General features: G+C 60.1%; 19 protein-coding genes. 9 read left to right on the top strand and 10 right to left on the bottom strand.

The window, feature by feature from the left end; translation table 11 throughout:
- Positions 1 to 16: 16 nt before the first annotated feature.
- Positions 17 to 832, top strand: coding sequence for a UDP-2,3-diacylglucosamine diphosphatase (locus ICA15_RS04160; RefSeq protein ID WP_150602970.1), 816 nt, complete (start codon positions 17 to 19; stop codon positions 830 to 832).
- A gap of 85 nt (positions 833 to 917) precedes the next feature.
- On the opposite strand, the gene ICA15_RS04155 is transcribed toward ICA15_RS04160, so the two are convergent.
- Positions 918 to 1,508 (bottom strand): HD domain-containing protein, encoded by a 591-nt coding sequence (locus ICA15_RS04155; protein WP_150618568.1) that lies wholly within the window; start codon positions 1,506 to 1,508, stop codon positions 918 to 920.
- Positions 1,509 to 1,534: 26 nt separating this feature from the next.
- The gene (locus ICA15_RS04150; protein ID WP_210553718.1) at positions 1,535 to 1,846 is read right to left on the bottom strand and encodes an Mpo1-like protein; all 312 of its coding nucleotides are present in this window, start codon (positions 1,844 to 1,846) and stop codon (positions 1,535 to 1,537) included.
- 164 nt (positions 1,847 to 2,010) lie between these two features.
- Between ICA15_RS04150 and ICA15_RS04145 the strand changes: the two genes are divergently transcribed.
- Entirely contained in the window at positions 2,011 to 3,072 is a 1,062-nt protein-coding gene (locus ICA15_RS04145; RefSeq protein WP_210553717.1) for an AraC family transcriptional regulator, read from the top strand.
- On the opposite strand, the gene ICA15_RS04140 is transcribed toward ICA15_RS04145, so the two are convergent.
- Positions 3,029 to 4,483 (bottom strand): TrkH family potassium uptake protein, encoded by a 1,455-nt coding sequence (locus tag ICA15_RS04140; RefSeq protein WP_150602967.1) that lies wholly within the window; start codon positions 4,481 to 4,483, stop codon positions 3,029 to 3,031. The two genes, ICA15_RS04145 and ICA15_RS04140, sit on opposite strands and share 44 nt — an antisense overlap.
- Before the next feature lie 121 nt (positions 4,484 to 4,604).
- On the opposite strand from ICA15_RS04140, the gene ICA15_RS04135 reads away from it, so the two are divergent.
- Positions 4,605 to 5,171 carry a nitroreductase family protein gene (locus ICA15_RS04135; RefSeq protein WP_210553716.1) on the top strand — a complete coding sequence of 189 codons (567 nt, stop codon included), beginning with the start codon at positions 4,605 to 4,607 and terminating at the stop codon, positions 5,169 to 5,171.
- Between the two features lie 113 nt (positions 5,172 to 5,284).
- On the opposite strand, the gene ICA15_RS04130 is transcribed toward ICA15_RS04135, so the two are convergent.
- From ICA15_RS04130 to ICA15_RS04105, 6 genes are all read right to left on the bottom strand, one after another.
- On the bottom strand, positions 5,285 to 6,625 hold the full coding sequence (locus ICA15_RS04130; protein WP_150602965.1) for a sensor histidine kinase: 1,341 nt from the start codon (positions 6,623 to 6,625) through the stop codon (positions 5,285 to 5,287).
- 170 nt (positions 6,626 to 6,795) lie between these two features.
- Positions 6,796 to 7,245, bottom strand: a complete 450-nt coding sequence (locus ICA15_RS04125; protein ID WP_047300241.1) for a Spy/CpxP family protein refolding chaperone — start codon at positions 7,243 to 7,245, stop codon at positions 6,796 to 6,798.
- Positions 7,246 to 7,501: 256 nt separating this feature from the next.
- On the bottom strand, positions 7,502 to 8,179 hold the full coding sequence (locus ICA15_RS04120) for a response regulator transcription factor (RefSeq protein WP_150602964.1): 678 nt from the start codon (positions 8,177 to 8,179) through the stop codon (positions 7,502 to 7,504).
- 7 nt (positions 8,180 to 8,186) lie between these two features.
- Positions 8,187 to 8,597, bottom strand: a complete 411-nt coding sequence (locus ICA15_RS04115) for a translation initiation factor 2 (protein WP_150602963.1) — start codon at positions 8,595 to 8,597, stop codon at positions 8,187 to 8,189.
- A gap of 431 nt (positions 8,598 to 9,028) precedes the next feature.
- A complete protein-coding gene (locus tag ICA15_RS04110; RefSeq protein ID WP_096512859.1) occupies positions 9,029 to 9,328 on the bottom strand; it encodes a YciI family protein in 300 nt (99 codons plus the stop codon).
- 1 nt (position 9,329) lies between these two features.
- Positions 9,330 to 9,926 carry a septation protein A gene (locus ICA15_RS04105; RefSeq protein ID WP_150594295.1) on the bottom strand — a complete coding sequence of 199 codons (597 nt, stop codon included), beginning with the start codon at positions 9,924 to 9,926 and terminating at the stop codon, positions 9,330 to 9,332.
- Positions 9,927 to 10,013: 87 nt separating this feature from the next.
- Between ICA15_RS04105 and ICA15_RS04100 the strand changes: the two genes are divergently transcribed.
- The 6 genes from ICA15_RS04100 to rluB all read left to right on the top strand — a co-directional run bounded on the left by ICA15_RS04100 (position 10,014) and on the right by rluB (position 15,025).
- On the top strand, positions 10,014 to 10,877 hold the full coding sequence (locus tag ICA15_RS04100; protein WP_150602962.1) for a PHP domain-containing protein: 864 nt from the start codon (positions 10,014 to 10,016) through the stop codon (positions 10,875 to 10,877).
- A 13-nt stretch (positions 10,878 to 10,890) separates the two neighbouring features.
- Positions 10,891 to 11,520: an L-threonylcarbamoyladenylate synthase gene (locus ICA15_RS04095; protein ID WP_041478985.1), complete on the top strand. Its 630-nt coding sequence runs from the start codon at positions 10,891 to 10,893 to the stop codon at positions 11,518 to 11,520.
- A 123-nt stretch (positions 11,521 to 11,643) separates the two neighbouring features.
- The gene (locus ICA15_RS04090) at positions 11,644 to 12,342 is read left to right on the top strand and encodes a segregation and condensation protein A (protein WP_181818527.1); all 699 of its coding nucleotides are present in this window, start codon (positions 11,644 to 11,646) and stop codon (positions 12,340 to 12,342) included.
- A gap of 11 nt (positions 12,343 to 12,353) precedes the next feature.
- The gene (scpB, locus tag ICA15_RS04085; RefSeq protein ID WP_210553715.1) at positions 12,354 to 13,355 is read left to right on the top strand and encodes an SMC-Scp complex subunit ScpB; all 1,002 of its coding nucleotides are present in this window, start codon (positions 12,354 to 12,356) and stop codon (positions 13,353 to 13,355) included.
- A gap of 106 nt (positions 13,356 to 13,461) precedes the next feature.
- A complete protein-coding gene (locus ICA15_RS04080; protein WP_007919669.1) occupies positions 13,462 to 13,653 on the top strand; it encodes a DUF1289 domain-containing protein in 192 nt (63 codons plus the stop codon).
- A 154-nt stretch (positions 13,654 to 13,807) separates the two neighbouring features.
- Complete coding sequence (gene rluB / locus ICA15_RS04075) at positions 13,808 to 15,025, top strand: 23S rRNA pseudouridine(2605) synthase RluB (RefSeq protein ID WP_150594291.1); 1,218 nt, start codon at positions 13,808 to 13,810, stop codon at positions 15,023 to 15,025.
- Positions 15,026 to 15,257: 232 nt separating this feature from the next.
- Here rluB and ICA15_RS04070 read toward each other — a convergent pair whose 3' ends face one another.
- Complete coding sequence (locus tag ICA15_RS04070; RefSeq protein WP_150618574.1) at positions 15,258 to 16,223, bottom strand: leucyl aminopeptidase; 966 nt, start codon at positions 16,221 to 16,223, stop codon at positions 15,258 to 15,260.
- Between the last annotated feature and the right edge of the window lie 37 nt (positions 16,224 to 16,260).

Here is a 16,260-nt window from a genome sequence, read left to right as displayed (position 1 = left end):
TCGCAGAGGGTTGCCCATGACCAGCGCCGAGCTCGCCAGACCCAGCCGCAAACAACGGGTGCGAACCTTGTGGATTTCCGACGTGCACCTGGGCACGCGGGATTGCCAGGCCGAGCATCTGTCGCAATTTCTCAAGGGCTATCACGCCGACAAGGTTTATCTGGTCGGCGACATCATCGACGGCTGGAAACTGCGCGGCGGCATGTACTGGCCGCAGGCACACACCAACGTGATCCGCCGCTTGCTGACCATGAGCAAGCGCGGCACCGAGGTGATCTACGTCACCGGCAATCACGATGAATTCCTGCGGCGTTACTCGAAGCTGATTCTGGGCAATATCCAGTTGGTCGACGAGGCCGTGCACGTCACGGCGGACGGTCGCCATTTGCTGGTGATACACGGTGACCAGTTTGATGTGATCACCCGCTATCACCGCTGGCTGGCCTTCCTCGGCGACTCGGCGTACGAAATTACCCTGACGCTCAATCGCTGGTTGAACCACTGGCGCGCGCGATATGGCTACGGTTACTGGTCGTTGTCGGCGTACCTGAAGCACAAGGTGAAGACGGCGGTGAGCTTTATCAGTGATTTTGAAGAAGCCATCGCCCATGAATGTGTGAAGCGCGAGTTGCACGGTGTGGTGTGCGGGCACATTCACCATGCCGAAATTCGCAAGGTCGGCGAGGTGGATTACCTTAACTGCGGCGATTGGGTGGAGTCGTGCACGGCGCTGATCGAGCATTGGGACGGCACGATCGAATTGTATCGACTGGCGGATGCGCAGGCGCGGGAGGCGCAGCTCAAGGCTGCCAAAGTTGCCGAACTCGCCTGAAAAGCAAAAGATCGCAGCCTTCGGCAGCTCCTACAGGGGGACACATTCCAATGTAGGAGCTGCCGAAGGCTGCGATCTTTTGATCTTAGGCCGTGGTGTGTTCTTCCATCGCCGCCTTGTAGATCGAATTCTTCGGCTGGGCAAACAAACGCTCCATCATCGGCTCAAAGAAGCTCAACGGCAGCGTGTCGTACTCCGGATCAAACGCCGCCGCATCGTATTTGGCGCAAAACTCGGCGGTCGCCTGAAACTGCGGGTGCTCCTTGAACTGCTCGCGCAGATGCCGATCCATGCCCAGATGATGAAAGAAGTAGTAGCCCTGAAACACCCCGTGTTTCTCGACCATCCACAAGTTCTCGGCACTGACGAACGGCTTGAGAATTGCCGCCGCAATGTCCGGATGGTTGTACGAGCCTAACGTATCGCCAATATCGTGCAGCAGGGCGCAAACCACATATTCCTCGTCACGGCCATCGCGAAAGGCGCGGGTGGCGGTTTGCAGCGAGTGGGTCAGGCGATCCACCGGGAAACCGCCGAAATCACCTTCGAGCAATTTCAGGTGGGTGGTAATGCGTGCTGGCAACTGCTTGGCGTAGGCGCTGAAGTCTGCGGCGATAATCGCCCAGTCTTCCTGGGTGCCATCCTGCATATGGGTGAAGCGGGCACTCGCGTTCATTGGCAATCCTCGTTGTTGCTTGTTTTTCAGAACGCCACGCGACCCAGAATCATGTCGCGGTACATGACGAAGTCGCCGAGCAGGCTGTAGAGCGGATGCTGGAACGTCGCCGGTCGGTTCTTTTCAAAGAGGAAATGCCCCGCCCACGCGAAGCTGTAACCCGCCAGCGGCAGGGCCAACAACAGCAGCCACGCGCCTTTGGCGATGGTCAGCGCGAGAATGAAAATAACCAGGGTCGTGCCAATGAAATGCAGGCGACGGCAGGTGCTGTTGCTGTGTTCGCTGAGGTAATACGGATAGAACTCAGCGAAGCTGTTGAATTGTTTGATGTTTTCCACGACTGCGTTCTCTGTGGTTATTGTTCTGGCGACGAGTTGTGCTGCGGGTAGCTTATTTGAGTCTAGAGTGAACATTGGTGTGGGCCAGTGACAATCGGCGCCACTTTAGTATCCTTCGCAAATCAGGCCGTAGCATGCGGCCCCTCATGTAAAAGAAAAACACCATGAGCGAACGAACGACTTCTGCAAGCTGGGCGATGGGGATTGTCAAAGCATTGGAGATGGACGGCCTGGATTGCCGGGTTCTGTTCAAGCAACTGGGGCTTGATTACTCGGCTCTGGATGATCCGGATGCGCGTTTCCCGCAAGACTCCATGACCCGGCTCTGGCAACGGGCGGTGGAGGTATCCGGCAATCCGGCCATCGGTCTGAACATGGGCAAAGTGGTGCGCCCGGCCTCGTTTCATGTCGCCGGGTACGCGCTGATGTCCAGTAATACCCTGGTTGAAGGTTTTCAACGGCTGGTGCGTTATCAGCGAATCATCGCCGAAAGCGCCGACCTGAGTTTTCGTCTGCTGGATGAAGGCTACGCGCTGATTCTGACGGTGCACGGCGATCACCTGCCGCCCACCCGGCAAAGCGCCGAAGCGTCGCTGGCCTGCGCGCTCGCCCTGTGCGGCTGGCTGAGCGGGCGCACGCTGCATCCGGTCAAGGTGTTGCTGCAGGGCGATGAGCCGGCTGATCTGCAACCCTACAAACACGCTTTCCATGCGCCGCTGGTGTTCAGCGCGCCTTACGATGCGCTGATCTTCGAACGCGCTGACATGGAGGCGCCGCTGCCCACCGCCAACGAGGCCATGGCGCTGCTGCACGATCGCTTTGCGGGAGAGTACCTGGCGCGGTTTTCCGAAAGCCGCGTGACCCACAAGGCGCGGCAGGTGCTGTGTCGGTTATTGCCTCAGGGTGAGCCCAAGCGCGATACGGTGGCGCAGACTCTGCACCTGTCGCAACGCACGCTGCAACGAAGGCTGCAGGAGGAGGGCACGAGTTTTCAGCAGTTGCTCGATGACACCCGCCGCGAACTGGCCGAACAGTACCTGGCGCAGCCGAGCATGACCCTGCTGGAAATCGCCTATCTGTTGGGCTTTGCCGATCCGAGCAACTTCTTTCGTGCCTTCCGTCGCTGGTTCGACAGCACGCCCGGTGATTACCGGGCGCGGTTGGCCAAGGCGCCCAACGCCGTCAGTGACGCCAAAAGGCCGGTATACACAGTACAAACACCGTAATGATTTCCAGTCGGCCGAGCAGCATGCCGGCCGACAGGATCCACTTCGCGGCATCCGGCAGGGTGGCGAAGTTGCCCGCCGGGCCAATGGTCTCGCCAAGGCCGGGGCCAACGCCGGACACGGTGCTGGCGGCGCCGGTCAGCGCGGTCATCCAGTCCACGCCCAGCAGCGACAGGAGCAGGGCGATCACGCAGATGGTGATGGCGAAGAAGAACGAAAACGTCAGAATCGAACGCACGATCTCTTCGTCGAGCCGGTGACCGTTGTACTTCTGCTTGATCACCGCACGGGGATGGATCAGCTGATTAAGGTTGGCCTTGAGCAGGATGTAGGCGACCTGGAAGCGGAAGATCTTGATCCCGCCCGCCGTCGACCCGGAGCAGCCGCCGACAAAACCCAGATAGAAGAACAACATCAACGAGAAGTTGCCCCACAGGCTGTAGTCGCCGAGGGCAAAACCGGTGGTGGTCAGCACTGACGTCACGTTCAGCGCCACATGGCGCAGCGCATCCAGCCAATGCAGTTGGGTCGTCCACCAGTACCAGGTGCCGAGCACCAGCCAGGTCACCAGCAACATCGCCAGCATGCCCTGCACCTGCTGATCCTTGATCAACGCTTGGCGATTGCCGCGCATCGTCGCCACGTACAGGGTGAACGGCAGGCTGCCGAGAATCATGATGACGATCGCCACCCAGTGCACCGCCGGTTGCGTCCACTTGGCCAGGGATTGGTCGGAGGTCGAGAATCCCCCCGTGGAAATAGCCGACATCGCATGATTGATAGCGTCGAACAGACTCATCCCGGCCCACCAGAACGCCAGGCTGCCGAGGATGGTGATGCCGACATACGCCCCCACGATCAGCCGCGCCACCATGTGCGAGCGGGGCATGACCTTTTCCGAGCGATCCGACGATTCGGTCTGGAACAGGCGCATGCCACCGATTCGCAGTAGCGGCAGAATCGCGACCGCCATGCCGATAAAGCCGATGCCGCCAATCCAGTGCAGCAGCGAACGCCACATCAGAATCCCGGGGGACATGTTGTCGAGGCCGTTAAGCACGGTAGCGCCGGTCGCGGTAATGCCGGACATGCTTTCAAAAAACGAGTCGGTGTAGCTGATGTGCTGAGTCAGCAGGAACGGCAGCGCGGCGAAAATACACACCACCAGCCAACTGCTGACGGTCAGCAGGTACATGTCACGCGGGCGCAGGTGGATGTGTTCCGGGCGGCCCGGAATCACCAGTGCGAGGCCGGCAACGAAGGTGATCATGCTCGCCCAGAGGAACGACGGCAGATCGCCGGTGCGGTCGAAAATCACCAGGGTGGCCATCGGCACGACCATGGCAATTGCCAGAGTGATCAGGAAGATGCCGATGATGAAACCAATGATCCGTAAGGTCGGCAACGCCATGAAGTCTGCTCGGGCTGATAGGGGAAGGGCGCCATTCTACCCGTGGGGCAGGGCATGTAAACCGGCATCCTTTTGGCAGATACCGCTAGAATAGCCGCATATTTTTTTCAGGAGGTGGCCGATGCAGGCTCTCGACGCTTTGCTCAACCGTGTTTCCGTTCCACGACTGGTCGAACCGGCCCCCACCGCGCAGCAGCGCGAAGCCCTGTTTGCCGCCGCGTTACGTGCGCCGGATCACGGGCACTTGCAGCCGTATCGCTTTTTGACCGTCGAAGGCGCTGCGCGCGAGCAGATGGGCGAACTGTTGGCTGAAGCTGCGCAAAAGCAGGAAGGCGAAATCACCGAAGCCATGATCGACAAGGCGCGCAACGGCCCGCTGCGTGCGCCGCTGGTGGTTGTGGTGATCGCCAAACTGCAGGAACACGTCAAGTACCCGAAGGCCGAGCAGTTGCTGGCAGCCGGGTGTGCGGCTCACGGGATTTTGCTGGCGGCGTATGCGCAGGGGATTGGTGCAGTCTGGCGCACCGGTGATCTGGCGTATTCGCAGCATGTAGCGAAAGGCTTGGGGTTGGTAGAGGGCGAGGAGGTGATTGCGTTCCTGTACCTCGGTACACCGCAGAAAGAGCCGCGGGTGGCGGAGAAGGTTGATCTGGCCGAGTTTGTCAGCGCTTGGCCTGCCAGTTCCTGACACACCCCGATCATCTGTAGGAGTGAGCCTGCTCGCGATCGAGGTGTTTCAGTCACCTTTTGTACGGGCTGACACACCGCGATCGCGAGCAGGCTCACTCCTACAGGTTTTAATCAGGGCTGGACGACAGCCCCCGGCACCAGCGGCAATTCCAGACTGGCCACAAACCCGCCGTCAGGATGATTGGCCAGCACCAGACTTCCGCCATGCCGCTCCGCCGCACGCCTTGCAATCGCCAGGCCCAGCCCATGACCCGCCGCCGTCTGCCCCGGCGCTCGATAAAACGGCTCACCCAACTGACTCAGGTGTTCGGCCTGAACCCCCGGGCCATGATCGCGCACACTGACCACAATCCGCTCACCCTGACGCGAGGCCTGCATTTCAATCGCCTGACCCTGCGGATTGAAGCGCTGCGCATTGCGTAGCAGGTTGTCCACGGCGCGCTCGATCATGGTCGGCCAGCCTTTCAGACTCAGCTGCGGCTCGATATCCAATCGTACGGTCTGTTCCGGCGATGCCAACTGCGCATCCTTTTGCAGGGCGCTCAGCAACGTATTCAAATCCACGTCTTCAGCGCTGGCGTTGTCGGCATCGACCCGTGCCAGCACCAGAATTTCACTGATCAGCGCTTCCAGGCGATCGCATTCGCGAGTTAGTCGTGGCCAGAGTTTTTCGCGTTCTTCAGGGTTGGCCCGTTCTGCCAGTGCCAAGGCAATTCGCAGCCGCGCCAGCGGTGAACGCAGTTCATGAGAGACGTCGCGCAACAACTGACGCTGACTGCCGATCAGGCTTTGCAGGCGCGCACCCATGCGGTTGAAGTCGTTGGCGAGGACGCCGAACTCATCGCGACGGTTGGCCAGTTTGGCCAGGCTGTTCTGCTGATAAGTAGCCTGCCCCAGATCATGCACCGCGCCGCGCAAACGGCTGAGCGGACGGGTGATGGAGAAAGTCACCAGCAAGCTGAACAGGGTCAGTACCACCAGCGCAATGCCCAGCGCACTCAATGGCCAGAGCAGGCTTTCGCGGTGCCAGGAGTCGAGTTCGGGGTGTGGGATGCGGTAGATGAACAGGTAGGTGTCACCGGTTTTTTCACTGGTGAACTCATCGGTCAGGCGCCGCCACGGCAGGCGTCGGTCATCGTTGTTCTGGCGGGCTTCGAAGGCTGCGGCGCGACGGGGAAAGGTACCGCGCACCACCGGGTCCCCGCTTTCGTTCAGCACTTGAACGTCGATGTGGTACTGGCGCTTGCGTTGCTGGAGGATGTCCTGAGCGGCTTCTTCGCCTTGTGCTTCGTAGCTCTGCGTCCACTCAGCCGCGAGGGTGTTGAGGCCCGGATGGCGACTGAGGATCCACGCGTCCTGATTGAGCATGTGCCCCAACAGAATGGACAGCCCGGCAACCAGAGCAATGGCCAGCCAGAAGCTTGCGAGAATACGCCAGAACAGTGACCGCACAGAAAATCCTCAATCAAACGCGTAACCCCTGTAGGCGCTGCGGCACGCTGCGATCTTTTGATCTTGTTTTTCAAAAGCAGAATCAAAAGATCGCAGCGTGCCGCAGCTCCTGCAGGGGGCGGATGTGAACAGGCCCGACGGTGTTAGCCGTCGGGCCTGTGGTTAAAACATTATTGCGCTTTTTGCGGCTGTTGCGCTTTCCACGCCTTGAACTCAGCCCATTCGGCGCGACGCTCGGCCTTTTTCTTCTGGATCTCGTCGAATTTCTTCTGTTGATCCGGTTTCAGCACGGCGCGGACATCGGCCTCGGCTTTCTTGTGATTGGCCGCCACCTCGTCCTTCATGGCTTTCTGGTCAGCCGGCGAGAGTTTTTCCAGGTACTTGTCGACCACTTGCTTACGCTCGTGCATCTGCTCGCCCATGATCTTGCGGATCTGCTCGCGTTGTTCGCGGGACAGGTCGAGTTGGCTGTACGGGCCTTTGCCGTGCATGCCGTGCATCTGACCGCCGTGGCGTGGGCCGTCGAGCGGGCCACCCATCGGACCGCCGTCTTGCGGCATGGCCATGGCGACGGTTGGCAGAGCGGCAGCGAACATCAGAGCGATAAGAGTCTTGCGCATGGTGTATCTCCTTGTCTCGTTCCCGGTACGTTCCGGATGAGTTCAGATTACGCAGATCAAGGTCAGCGGCGGTCAGCGCTATGTAAAGCTTGGGTAAACACGATTTGTCATCAACCTTACAAACATCCCCCTGTGTAGGAGCTGCCGAAGGCTGCGATCTTTTGATTTTGCTTTTCACAAACAAGATCAAAAGATCGCAGCCTTCGGCAGCTCCTACAGGGGACGTCGTTTTATCGAGCATCCTCGTTTGTGGAGGTCAGAGGCAGTAGAAGTAACCGCGGCTGCGCAGGGCAACGATGCGCGGGCGCCCGTCGGGGTGCGGGCCGATTTTTTTGCGCAGGTTGCTGACGTGCATGTCGAGGCTGCGGTCGTACAGGGTCAGCTTGCGGCCGAGGGCGATCTGCGCCAGTTCCTGTTTGTCCAGCGGCTCGCCGGGTTGCTTGAGCAACGCTTCGAGCAGACGGCTTTCGGAAACGGTGAGGGTCAGTTCTTTCTCGTCGATGCTGACCACGCCGCGCACCGGGCTGAAACTCAAGTCGCCCAGCTCAAGCTGCGTCGACACGGCGGCCGGGTGGCTGCGGCGCAGTACGGCGCGCAGGCGAGCGGTCAGCTCACGCGGATCACACGGTTTTGCCAGGTAGTCGTCAGCACCCAGTTCCAGACCGAGGATGCGGTCCAGCGGTTCGCCACGGGCCGAGAGCATCAACACCGGCAGATCGGCGTGATCGTTACGCAATTGCTTGAGCAGTTCCAGACCGCTGCCATCGGGCAGCATCACGTCCAGCACCACTGCCGCCGGGGCCGCTTCGGCCAAGGCCTTGCGGGCGCTCTGGCCATCGTGGCAGGCACGTACCTGGAAGCCTTCCTGGCTCAGCCAACTGCTCAGGAGCTCACACAGCTCCTGGTCATCATCAATAATTAACAGCTCGCTCATGACTCACTCAATTTAACCATTGCCGACGTTTTCGGCTTGCGCCACTGGCAAAGATACCGCAGAGCAGCGCCAATAGCGCTACTCCGGCGCCAGTGACGAACCACTGCTGCTGATCGGTCAACAAGCGCGGCAGCGGGCTGGCCTGGGCTTCCTTGAGTTGCAGCTTGAGGCGCTGGTTCTCTTGGCGCAACCGGGCGAGCTGAGCGCTTTCACGTTGGTTGTCGGCATTTTGCAGTTGTTTGCTCAGTTCTTCCCGCTGCTGCTCGCTTGTTTTGAGGCGCTGCTGCAACTCGGTGATCTGGCTGCCGGCACTTAATGACAATGGCGTGGAGCTGCCGCCTTCGGTGGTTTCATCACCATGGGCGGGCGCCATGATCGACAACGTGACCAACATCAGACACAACGGACCCTTGCGCATCGCGACACCTGTTTCCAAATGGATATTGGGCAGGTTGTCGGCAGGCAAACGAGAATAATGAGCGATTGAGAGCTGCAGGAACCAGGAAGGTTCATTGCGCCGGAGCAGACGTGTTTTTGGTGCTGGTGATTTTGTGATGCAGGGGGCTTGGCAGGACAAGGGACTTGGGGGGGGCAGGTGACTTTGTGGTGCAAGGGAGTTGATGGTGCAGGTGACTTGGTGGTGCAAGGGAATTGAGGGTGCAGGTGACTTTGTGGCGAGGGGATTTATCCCCGATGGGCTGCGAAGCAGTCCTGAAAAAGGAGTATGCGGTGTGTCAGGCACACCGCATCGAATGGCTTTTGGGGCGGCTTCGCCACCCATCGGGGATAAATCCCCTCACCATAGGAATCCCCTTTGTCACAGCAATCCTGTAAGGGCCTGACTCAGCGTTAAGGCAGGACTTGCTTGAACGGCTTCACGACCACGTTGGCATAAACGCCTGCCGCGATGTACGGATCGGCATCTGCCCAGGCTTGTGCGGCGCTCAGGGAGTCGAACTCGGCGACGATCAGGCTGCCGGTGAAACCCGCTGCGCCTGGATCATTGCTGTCGACGGCCGGGTGCGGGCCGGCCAATACGATGCGGCCCTCGCCCTTGAGCACTTGCAGGCGTTCCAGATGCGCAGGGCGCGCGGCCAGGCGAGCTTCCAGTGAATTGGCGACGTCGGTGGCAATGATGGCGTAGAGCATGTCAGTCCTCGGTTTTTGGTGTTGTGGTATCGGCGTCATGCAGGTGACGGGACAGGTAAATGCCCTGTGCGACCAGGAACAGCACGGTCATGCCCAGGCTACCGAACACCTTGAAGTCCACCCAGATGCTCTGGAAGGTAAAGGCGACGAACAGGTTGGCGGCCCCGCAGAACAGGAAAAAGGCGATCCAGGCGATGTTCAGACGGGTCCAGACCGGATCCGGCAGGGTCAGCGCGTGGCCCATGATGCGTTTGATCAGCAGGCGGTCACCGATGAAGTGGCTGCCGATGAAGGCGACGGCGAACAGCCAGTTGACCACCGGGGCTTTCCATTTCAGGAAGGTCTCGCTGTGGAAGGCCAGCGTCAGGCTGCCGAACACGAGGCAGGCGATCAGGGTCAGCCATTGGCTCTTTTCCAGCTTGCGCTGTTGGATGAAAAGCGCGCCGTAGACCACCAGGGAGCTGATGATCAGCATCGCGGTGGCGCTGTAAATACCGCCTACAGTCACTTCATGGCCAGCGATGTCGACGACCCGTGGGTCAAGTTTGTAAACGATGAAAAACAGCAAAAGCGGGATGAAATCGATGAATTGTTTCACAGTGAGAGCCAGAAGCTGGATGTGGCGGCATAATAACAAACATATGGGCGCGCGATAGCGCCCGCTGATTTGAGGTTACAACTCCCCGTGAATGTTGATTTGCACTGCCATAGCACGGCCTCCGATGGCGCCCTGGCGCCTGCGGTTCTGGTTGCGCGTGCGTTCGAGAACGGCGTGCGAGTCCTGGCCCTGACCGACCACGACACCCTCGAAGGCCTCGCCGAAGCGCGCACGGCCGCTACCGAACTGGGGATGCAACTGGTCAACGGCGTCGAGTTGTCCTGCACATGGGGCGGGGCGACCATTCATGTGTTGGGTTACGGTTTCGACGTCAATGCTGCACCGTTGGTCGAGGCGATCGCCAAATTGCACGATGGCCGCTGGCTGCGGTCGGAAGAAATAAGCCGCAAGCTCGCCCTAAAGGGCATGCCCGGTGCCCTTGATGGCGCCCGGCAGATCCAGCAGGAACTGGGCGACAGCGGCAACGCCCCGGCCCGTCCGCATTTCGCCGACTGGATGGTGCGTGAAGGTTTTGTAAAGGATCGCGCGGAGGCCTTCCGCAAGTGGCTCGGCGCCGGCAAGCTGGGCGACGTCAAGCAGCACTGGCCAACGCTTGAAGACACCGTTGGCACACTGCGCGCTGCTGGTGCCTGGGTCAGCCTGGCGCATCCGTGGCACTACGATTTCACCCGCAGCAAACGCCGAAAGCTGATTGCCGACTATATTCAAGCAGGCGGGCATGCAATCGAGGTGGTCAATGGCCATCAGCCCGCGGAACAGGTGGGCAGCCTGGCAATCCTTGCCCGTGAGTTCGGTCTGCTGGTCAGCGCCGGCAGTGATTTTCATGGCCCTGGAGGTTGGTCCGAGATCGGCCAGTACCGGCCGGTTCCCGAGGACCTTCCACCCCTGTGGTGTCGGTTCAAACATGACACAGTTATTGCCGCCGTCTGAACAGGTAGAGAACGTGAGTCAATTTTTCCAGATACATCCGGAAAACCCGCAAGCGCGCCTGATCAAACAGGCGGTCGAGATCATCCGCAAGGGCGGGGTGGTGATTTATCCAACGGACTCTTCTTACGCCATTGGTTGCCAAATCGGCGACAAGACGGCCATTGAGCGCGTTCGACGCCTGCGTCAGCTCGACGAAAAGCACAATTTCGCGCTGATCTGCAGCGACCTGTCGCAACTGGGCAACTACGCCAAGATCGACACCGGCACTTTCCGCATTCTCAAGGCGCATTTGCCAGGGCCGTACACCTTCATTCTCAACGCCACCCGTGAAGTGCCGCGCCTGTTACTGCACCCGAAGAAGCGCACCATTGGTCTGCGCGTTCCCAGCCATCCGATCGCCCTGGCGCTGCTGGCCGAGCTCGGCGAGCCGCTGATGAGCGTGACGCTGATCATGCCCGGTGATGAAGATCCACTGACCGATCCATACGAAATGCGTCAATTGCTTGAGCATCAAGTGGACCTGATCATCGACGGCGGTTTTGGCGGCATCAAGGCCTCCACCGTGATCGACCTGACCGGCGACGACCCTGAAGTGGTCCGCGTCGGTTGTGGCGATCCGACCCCGTTCATGGTCGAGGCCTGAATGTCCGCAGTGGAAACCGTTGCCGATCCCCAGGCCGGCGCGCAGCAGGAGCTGCCGTTCGCCATGGTCTATGGCCAGGCGGTCATGGAAATGCCGCTGGACCTGTACATTCCGCCGGATGCGCTGGAAGTCTTTCTTGAGGCCTTTGAAGGCCCGCTCGACCTGCTGCTGTACCTGATCCGCAAACAGAACATCAACATCCTCGACATCCCGGTGGCGGAAATCACTCGCCAGTACATGGGCTACGTCGAGTTGATGCAGTCGGTGCGTCTGGAGCTGGCCGCCGAGTATCTGGTGATGGCCGCGATGCTCGCCGAGATCAAATCGCGCATGCTTCTGCCACGGGCCGAAACCGTCGAGGCGGAAGAGGACGACCCGCGCGCCGAACTGATCCGTCGCCTGCAGGAGTACGAGCGTTTCAAGGCTGCTGCTGAAGGCATCGACGGCTTGAGCCGGGTTGGCCGTGATGTGGTCGTGCCCAAGCTCGACGCCCCCGAAGCCCGGGCGCGCAAGCTGTTGCCCGACGTGGCGCTGGAAGAGATTTTGATGTGCATGGCCGAAGTGCTGCGCCGTGGCGACATGTTTGAAAGCCATCAGGTCAGCCGTGAAGCGCTGTCCACCCGCGAACGCATGAGCGATGTGCTGGAGCGGCTCAAGGGCGGCGGTTTTGTGCCGTTCGTCGAGCTGTTTACCGCCGAAGAAGGTCGCCTGGGTGTGGTGGTGACCTTTATGGCGATCCTTGAACTGGTCAAGGAATCCTTGGTCGAGCTGGTGCAGAATGAGCCGTTCGCCGCGATCCACGTGCGAGCCCGAGCCGAATAACGAGTCGAAACATGAACCTGACTGAACCCCGCGAGCTGGCGCCCCTGCTTGAAGCCTTTCTGTTGGCCTCGGGAAAGCCGCAATCCCTTGAGCGCCTTTTTGAACTGTTCGAAGAAGGCGAACGACCTGAACCGGCAGTCTTCAAGAAAGCCCTGACCCTGTTGGGCAAGTCCTGCGAGGGCCGGGCGTTCGAGCTCAAAGAGGTCTCGTCCGGCTATCGCTTGCAGATCCGCGAGAAGTTTTCGCCGTGGGTCGGGCGCCTGTGGGAAGAGCGGCCGCAGCGTTATTCCCGGGCCTTGCTGGAAACCATCGCGCTGATCGCCTATCGCCAGCCGATCACCCGTGGCGAGATCGAAGATGTACGGGGCGTGGCGGTCAACAGCAACATCGTCAAAACCCTGCTCGAACGCGAATGGATCCGCGTCGTCGGCTACCGCGATGTGCCCGGCAAACCGGCGATGTTCGCCACTACCAAGGGTTTTCTCGATCACTTCAACCTGAAAAATCTGGAAGATCTGCCACCGCTGGCCGAATTGCGCGAGATGGAAGCCGACCCGATCCTCGATTTCGACGATGCCCCGGTGCCGCAAGGCTTGCAGGAACTGGCCGACGCCAGCGCCGAGCCGGAGGAAGAGAAAGAGGAAACCAGTTTCCATACGCTGTTGCTGGAGCTGGACAGCATGGAGGAGGGGATCAAGACCGACTTCGACGATTTGTTGCGCGATGGCGCCGATGTCGAAGCACCGTCGACCGAAGCAGAAACCCAGATCGAGCCCGAGATCAAGCCCGAGATCGCCGAGCCGACGATTGAAGTTGAACTCGAAGAAGAGCCGCAAGCCGAACCTGAAGAGGACATTCTGGGAGTAGCCGAAGCACGGGAAAAACTGCTCGCTGCCGTGGCGGCTCTGGAACAGTCCGCGCCAGAACCCGAACCGGAACTCAGCGAAGAAGAAGCCGAAGCCCGTGCCCTGGCCGAAGCCATCGAAGCCGAACGCCGCGAGTTCGAGGACTGAGGTGAAGCTGAAAAGATCGCAGCCTGCGGCAGCTCCTACAGGGTTACGCATTCCAATGTAGGAGCTGCCGAAGGCTGCGATCTTTTGATCTTTCAAAGGTGCCCTGATGAGCTCAACCAAAGACCCCTGCATCAGCCTCTGCAAATTCACCGACGACATCTGCCTCGGTTGCGGGCGCAGCAAGCGCGAAATCAAGGCCTGGAAGAAACTCGACAAGGACGACAAGCGCACCGTACTGGCAGAAGCCGCGTTGCGCCTGATCAAACTCGGTGGCGCCGGTCGGCGGAAAAAGAAATAACCTTGGCCTGATCGACTAGTCTCTGATGCGCGATGCCGCACATCCGCGTATGATTCGCGACCCTTCGCCGATCCCTTCGGTGGAGAACCCAGATTTTTATGCTTCAGACGCCCAGCTCAGGACGGCTGAACAGACCACACCGGGAGGTGCCCAGATGAGTGACATCAATCAGAAAGACGACCAGGAAATCGGCCCAGCAGGCGAAAAACTGCAGAAAGTCCTCGCCCGTATTGGCGTCGGCTCGCGCCGTGACGTGGAAGCCTGGATCACCCAGGGCCGGATCAAGGTCAATGGCAAAGACGCCACCCTCGGTCTGCGCGTCGATATTCTCGACGCCATCACCATTGATGGCAAAGTGATCAAGCGTGAAGAAGCTGCCGAATCGGTACGCCGCGTGATCATGTACAACAAACCCGATGGCGAGATCTGCACCCGTGACGACCCGGAAGGCCGTCCGACCGTGTTCGACAAGCTGCCGCGTCCGAAAGAAGGGCGCTGGATCAACATCGGTCGTCTCGACATCAACACCACCGGTTTGCTGATGTTCACCACTGATGGTGAGCTGGCCAACCGTCTGATGCACCCGTCCTACGAGATGGACCGCGAGTACGCCGTACGTGTACGCGGTGAAGTCGATGACGAAATGATCGAACGTCTGAAGGCGGGCGTGGTGCTGGAAGACGGTCCGGCCAGGTTCACCGACATCAAGCAGGCGCCGGGTGGCGAAGGCTTCAACCACTGGTATCACTGCGTGGTGATGGAAGGTCGTAACCGTGAGGTTCGTCGTCTGTGGGAATCCCAGGGCCTGGTGGTCAGCCGTCTGAAGCGCGTGCGTTTCGGTCCGGTGTTCCTCAACTCCGATCTGCCGATGGGCCGCTGGCGCGAAATGAGCCAGTACGAAGTCGACATTCTGAGTGCTGAAGTGGGTCTGACACCGGTTGCGATGCCGCAACTGAACGCCAAGAGCAAAGACAAGCTTGAGCGTCTGCAGCGCAAATCGTCGCGCCCGATGGGCAAAACCGAGCGCGTGCGTACGTTGCGTCCAGCCGCTGGCGCTCCGACCGGCCCGCGTCCATCGCGCGAGCCGCACATCGAAGGCGAGCGTCCGGCCCGCAAGCCGGTTGCCCGTGACGGCGAGCGCGCTCCGCGTCCGGCCAACGGTCGCACCGAGCGTGGCGAACGTGGTGCACCTGCCGGTCGTGGCACGCCAGTGGCGGATCGTCCAGCGGACACCACCAACAAGCGTCCGGCCAAGCCTGCACCGAAGCGTCCGGGGATCAAACTGGCCGACGACAAGCCATCGGGCAAGCGTCGCGGCGCACCGGCAGGTTCCGGCCAGCGTCCGGGTTTCGGTCGCAAGAAACCGGAGTAAGGCAGCTGTGAGCTTCTAGCGACAAGCTTCAAGCTGAAGCAGAAACGCCAACCGCAGGGTTGGCGTTTTTTTTCGTCTGGCGAAAGGTATGTGGTGCTTTTGAGGGCCTCATCGCTGGCAAGCCAGCTCCCACAGGTTTTTGTTGCGTTGCATAAATCCTGTTAACACCGCAGATCCCTGTGGGAGCTGGCTTGCCAGCGATTAGGCCAATGCAGCCCGATGATTTCCAGGATCAGAACACAAACCGCCCATCAAACACCGGCTTGTCATCCAGCGCCAACACCCCTCCGGAGAAGATCAGGTCCAGGTGATGGCTGCCCTTGGCCCCGCCACCGAGCCCCAGATGCAAGCCACAATGGCGTTCCTCGAACCCGGCGTTGCGCGCATACAGGTCTTTCACGCCTTCGTTGGTGCCAATCCCCAGTTCCTCGATGCGCCGGTTCGACGGATTCGCATCCAGGTATTTGTTGAAGTCATGCTCCAGGCCCGGCACATCCGTGGCGATGCGGCTGATGGTCGAGTTTTCGATCCACAGTTCCAGCGGCGACTCCAGCACGCCGTACTTGCGTGCAAACGGAATGGTGCTGAGGAAGGTGCCCTTGAATTTCACGTGGCCGTTGATTTCTTCGCTGTGGGTGGCGATTTCACCGGGGGCCAGGTCGAAGTTGCCGATGCCGTTGATGTCGGTCCACTTCTTGATGCTGCTCAGCGGCGCTTCAAACCGTGAGCCGTGGTCATCGGTAAAGCTCAGCGTGGTGGCATGCGACATGCGCTGGATCAAATGGCTGTTCAGGCCCGCGATGCGTTGCGGGGTAACGCTGAACGTATCGTAAAAATAATCGCCGTAATCCTTGAACAGCAGCGACTTCTTCCAGTTTTGCGCCATGACCGCTTGCAGCGCGCGGACAAACTCCGGGCCGTCGGGGCGCGGGTTGGGCAGGGTGGAAGAGTCGTAGAAGAAAATGTACAGATCGCTGTCGGTAATCGCCGAAGTCAGCGCTGCGGTGCTCTCCAGGTCCAGTCGCCGGGCGCTGAAGCTGAAACGCGGATGATCGCCGGCCTGTTCGGCGATCGCGCCGGTCAGGGCTTCGTAATCAGCGGTGTGGCCGAGCAATACCTTCGCCGAGTCGAGGCCGGCGAGGGCTGGATGATGTTCGAGGTAGTAAAGGAAATGCGAGATCGCGCGGGGCTTATCCATGAGTCCTCCCTGACTGACCGTGAAGAAAGTGGCAGGC

It is taken from the genome of Pseudomonas sp. P116 (assembly GCF_020149425.1).
In the GTDB taxonomy this organism is placed as follows: Bacteria; Pseudomonadota; Gammaproteobacteria; order Pseudomonadales; family Pseudomonadaceae; genus Aquipseudomonas; species Aquipseudomonas anatoliensis.
The sequence above is the reverse complement of the archived record's forward strand: the minus strand, read 5'-3'. Positions and strand labels throughout refer to the sequence as shown.

What these genes read in the sequence shown, in the direction of transcription:
- rluB (WP_150594291.1), top strand. Translation starts at nt 13,808, where the DNA reads ATGAGTGACATCAATCAGAAAGACGACCAGGAAATCGGCCCAGCAGGC.
- scpB (WP_210553715.1), top strand. Translation starts at nt 12,354, where the DNA reads ATGAACCTGACTGAACCCCGCGAGCTGGCGCCCCTGCTTGAAGCCTTT.
- ICA15_RS04160 (WP_150602970.1), top strand. Translation starts at nt 17, where the DNA reads ATGACCAGCGCCGAGCTCGCCAGACCCAGCCGCAAACAACGGGTGCGA.
- ICA15_RS04155 (WP_150618568.1), bottom strand. Translation starts at nt 1,508, where the DNA reads ATGAACGCGAGTGCCCGCTTCACCCATATGCAGGATGGCACCCAGGAA.
- ICA15_RS04135 (WP_210553716.1), top strand. Translation starts at nt 4,605, where the DNA reads ATGCAGGCTCTCGACGCTTTGCTCAACCGTGTTTCCGTTCCACGACTG.
- ICA15_RS04070 (WP_150618574.1), bottom strand. Translation starts at nt 16,223, where the DNA reads ATGGATAAGCCCCGCGCGATCTCGCATTTCCTTTACTACCTCGAACAT.
- ICA15_RS04115 (WP_150602963.1), bottom strand. Translation starts at nt 8,597, where the DNA reads ATGCGCAAGGGTCCGTTGTGTCTGATGTTGGTCACGTTGTCGATCATG.
- ICA15_RS04145 (WP_210553717.1), top strand. Translation starts at nt 2,011, where the DNA reads ATGAGCGAACGAACGACTTCTGCAAGCTGGGCGATGGGGATTGTCAAA.
- ICA15_RS04140 (WP_150602967.1), bottom strand. Translation starts at nt 4,483, where the DNA reads ATGGCGTTGCCGACCTTACGGATCATTGGTTTCATCATCGGCATCTTC.
- ICA15_RS04110 (WP_096512859.1), bottom strand. Translation starts at nt 9,328, where the DNA reads ATGCTCTACGCCATCATTGCCACCGACGTCGCCAATTCACTGGAAGCT.
- ICA15_RS04080 (WP_007919669.1), top strand. Translation starts at nt 13,462, where the DNA reads ATGAGCTCAACCAAAGACCCCTGCATCAGCCTCTGCAAATTCACCGAC.
- ICA15_RS04125 (WP_047300241.1), bottom strand. Translation starts at nt 7,245, where the DNA reads ATGCGCAAGACTCTTATCGCTCTGATGTTCGCTGCCGCTCTGCCAACC.
- ICA15_RS04120 (WP_150602964.1), bottom strand. Translation starts at nt 8,179, where the DNA reads ATGAGCGAGCTGTTAATTATTGATGATGACCAGGAGCTGTGTGAGCTC.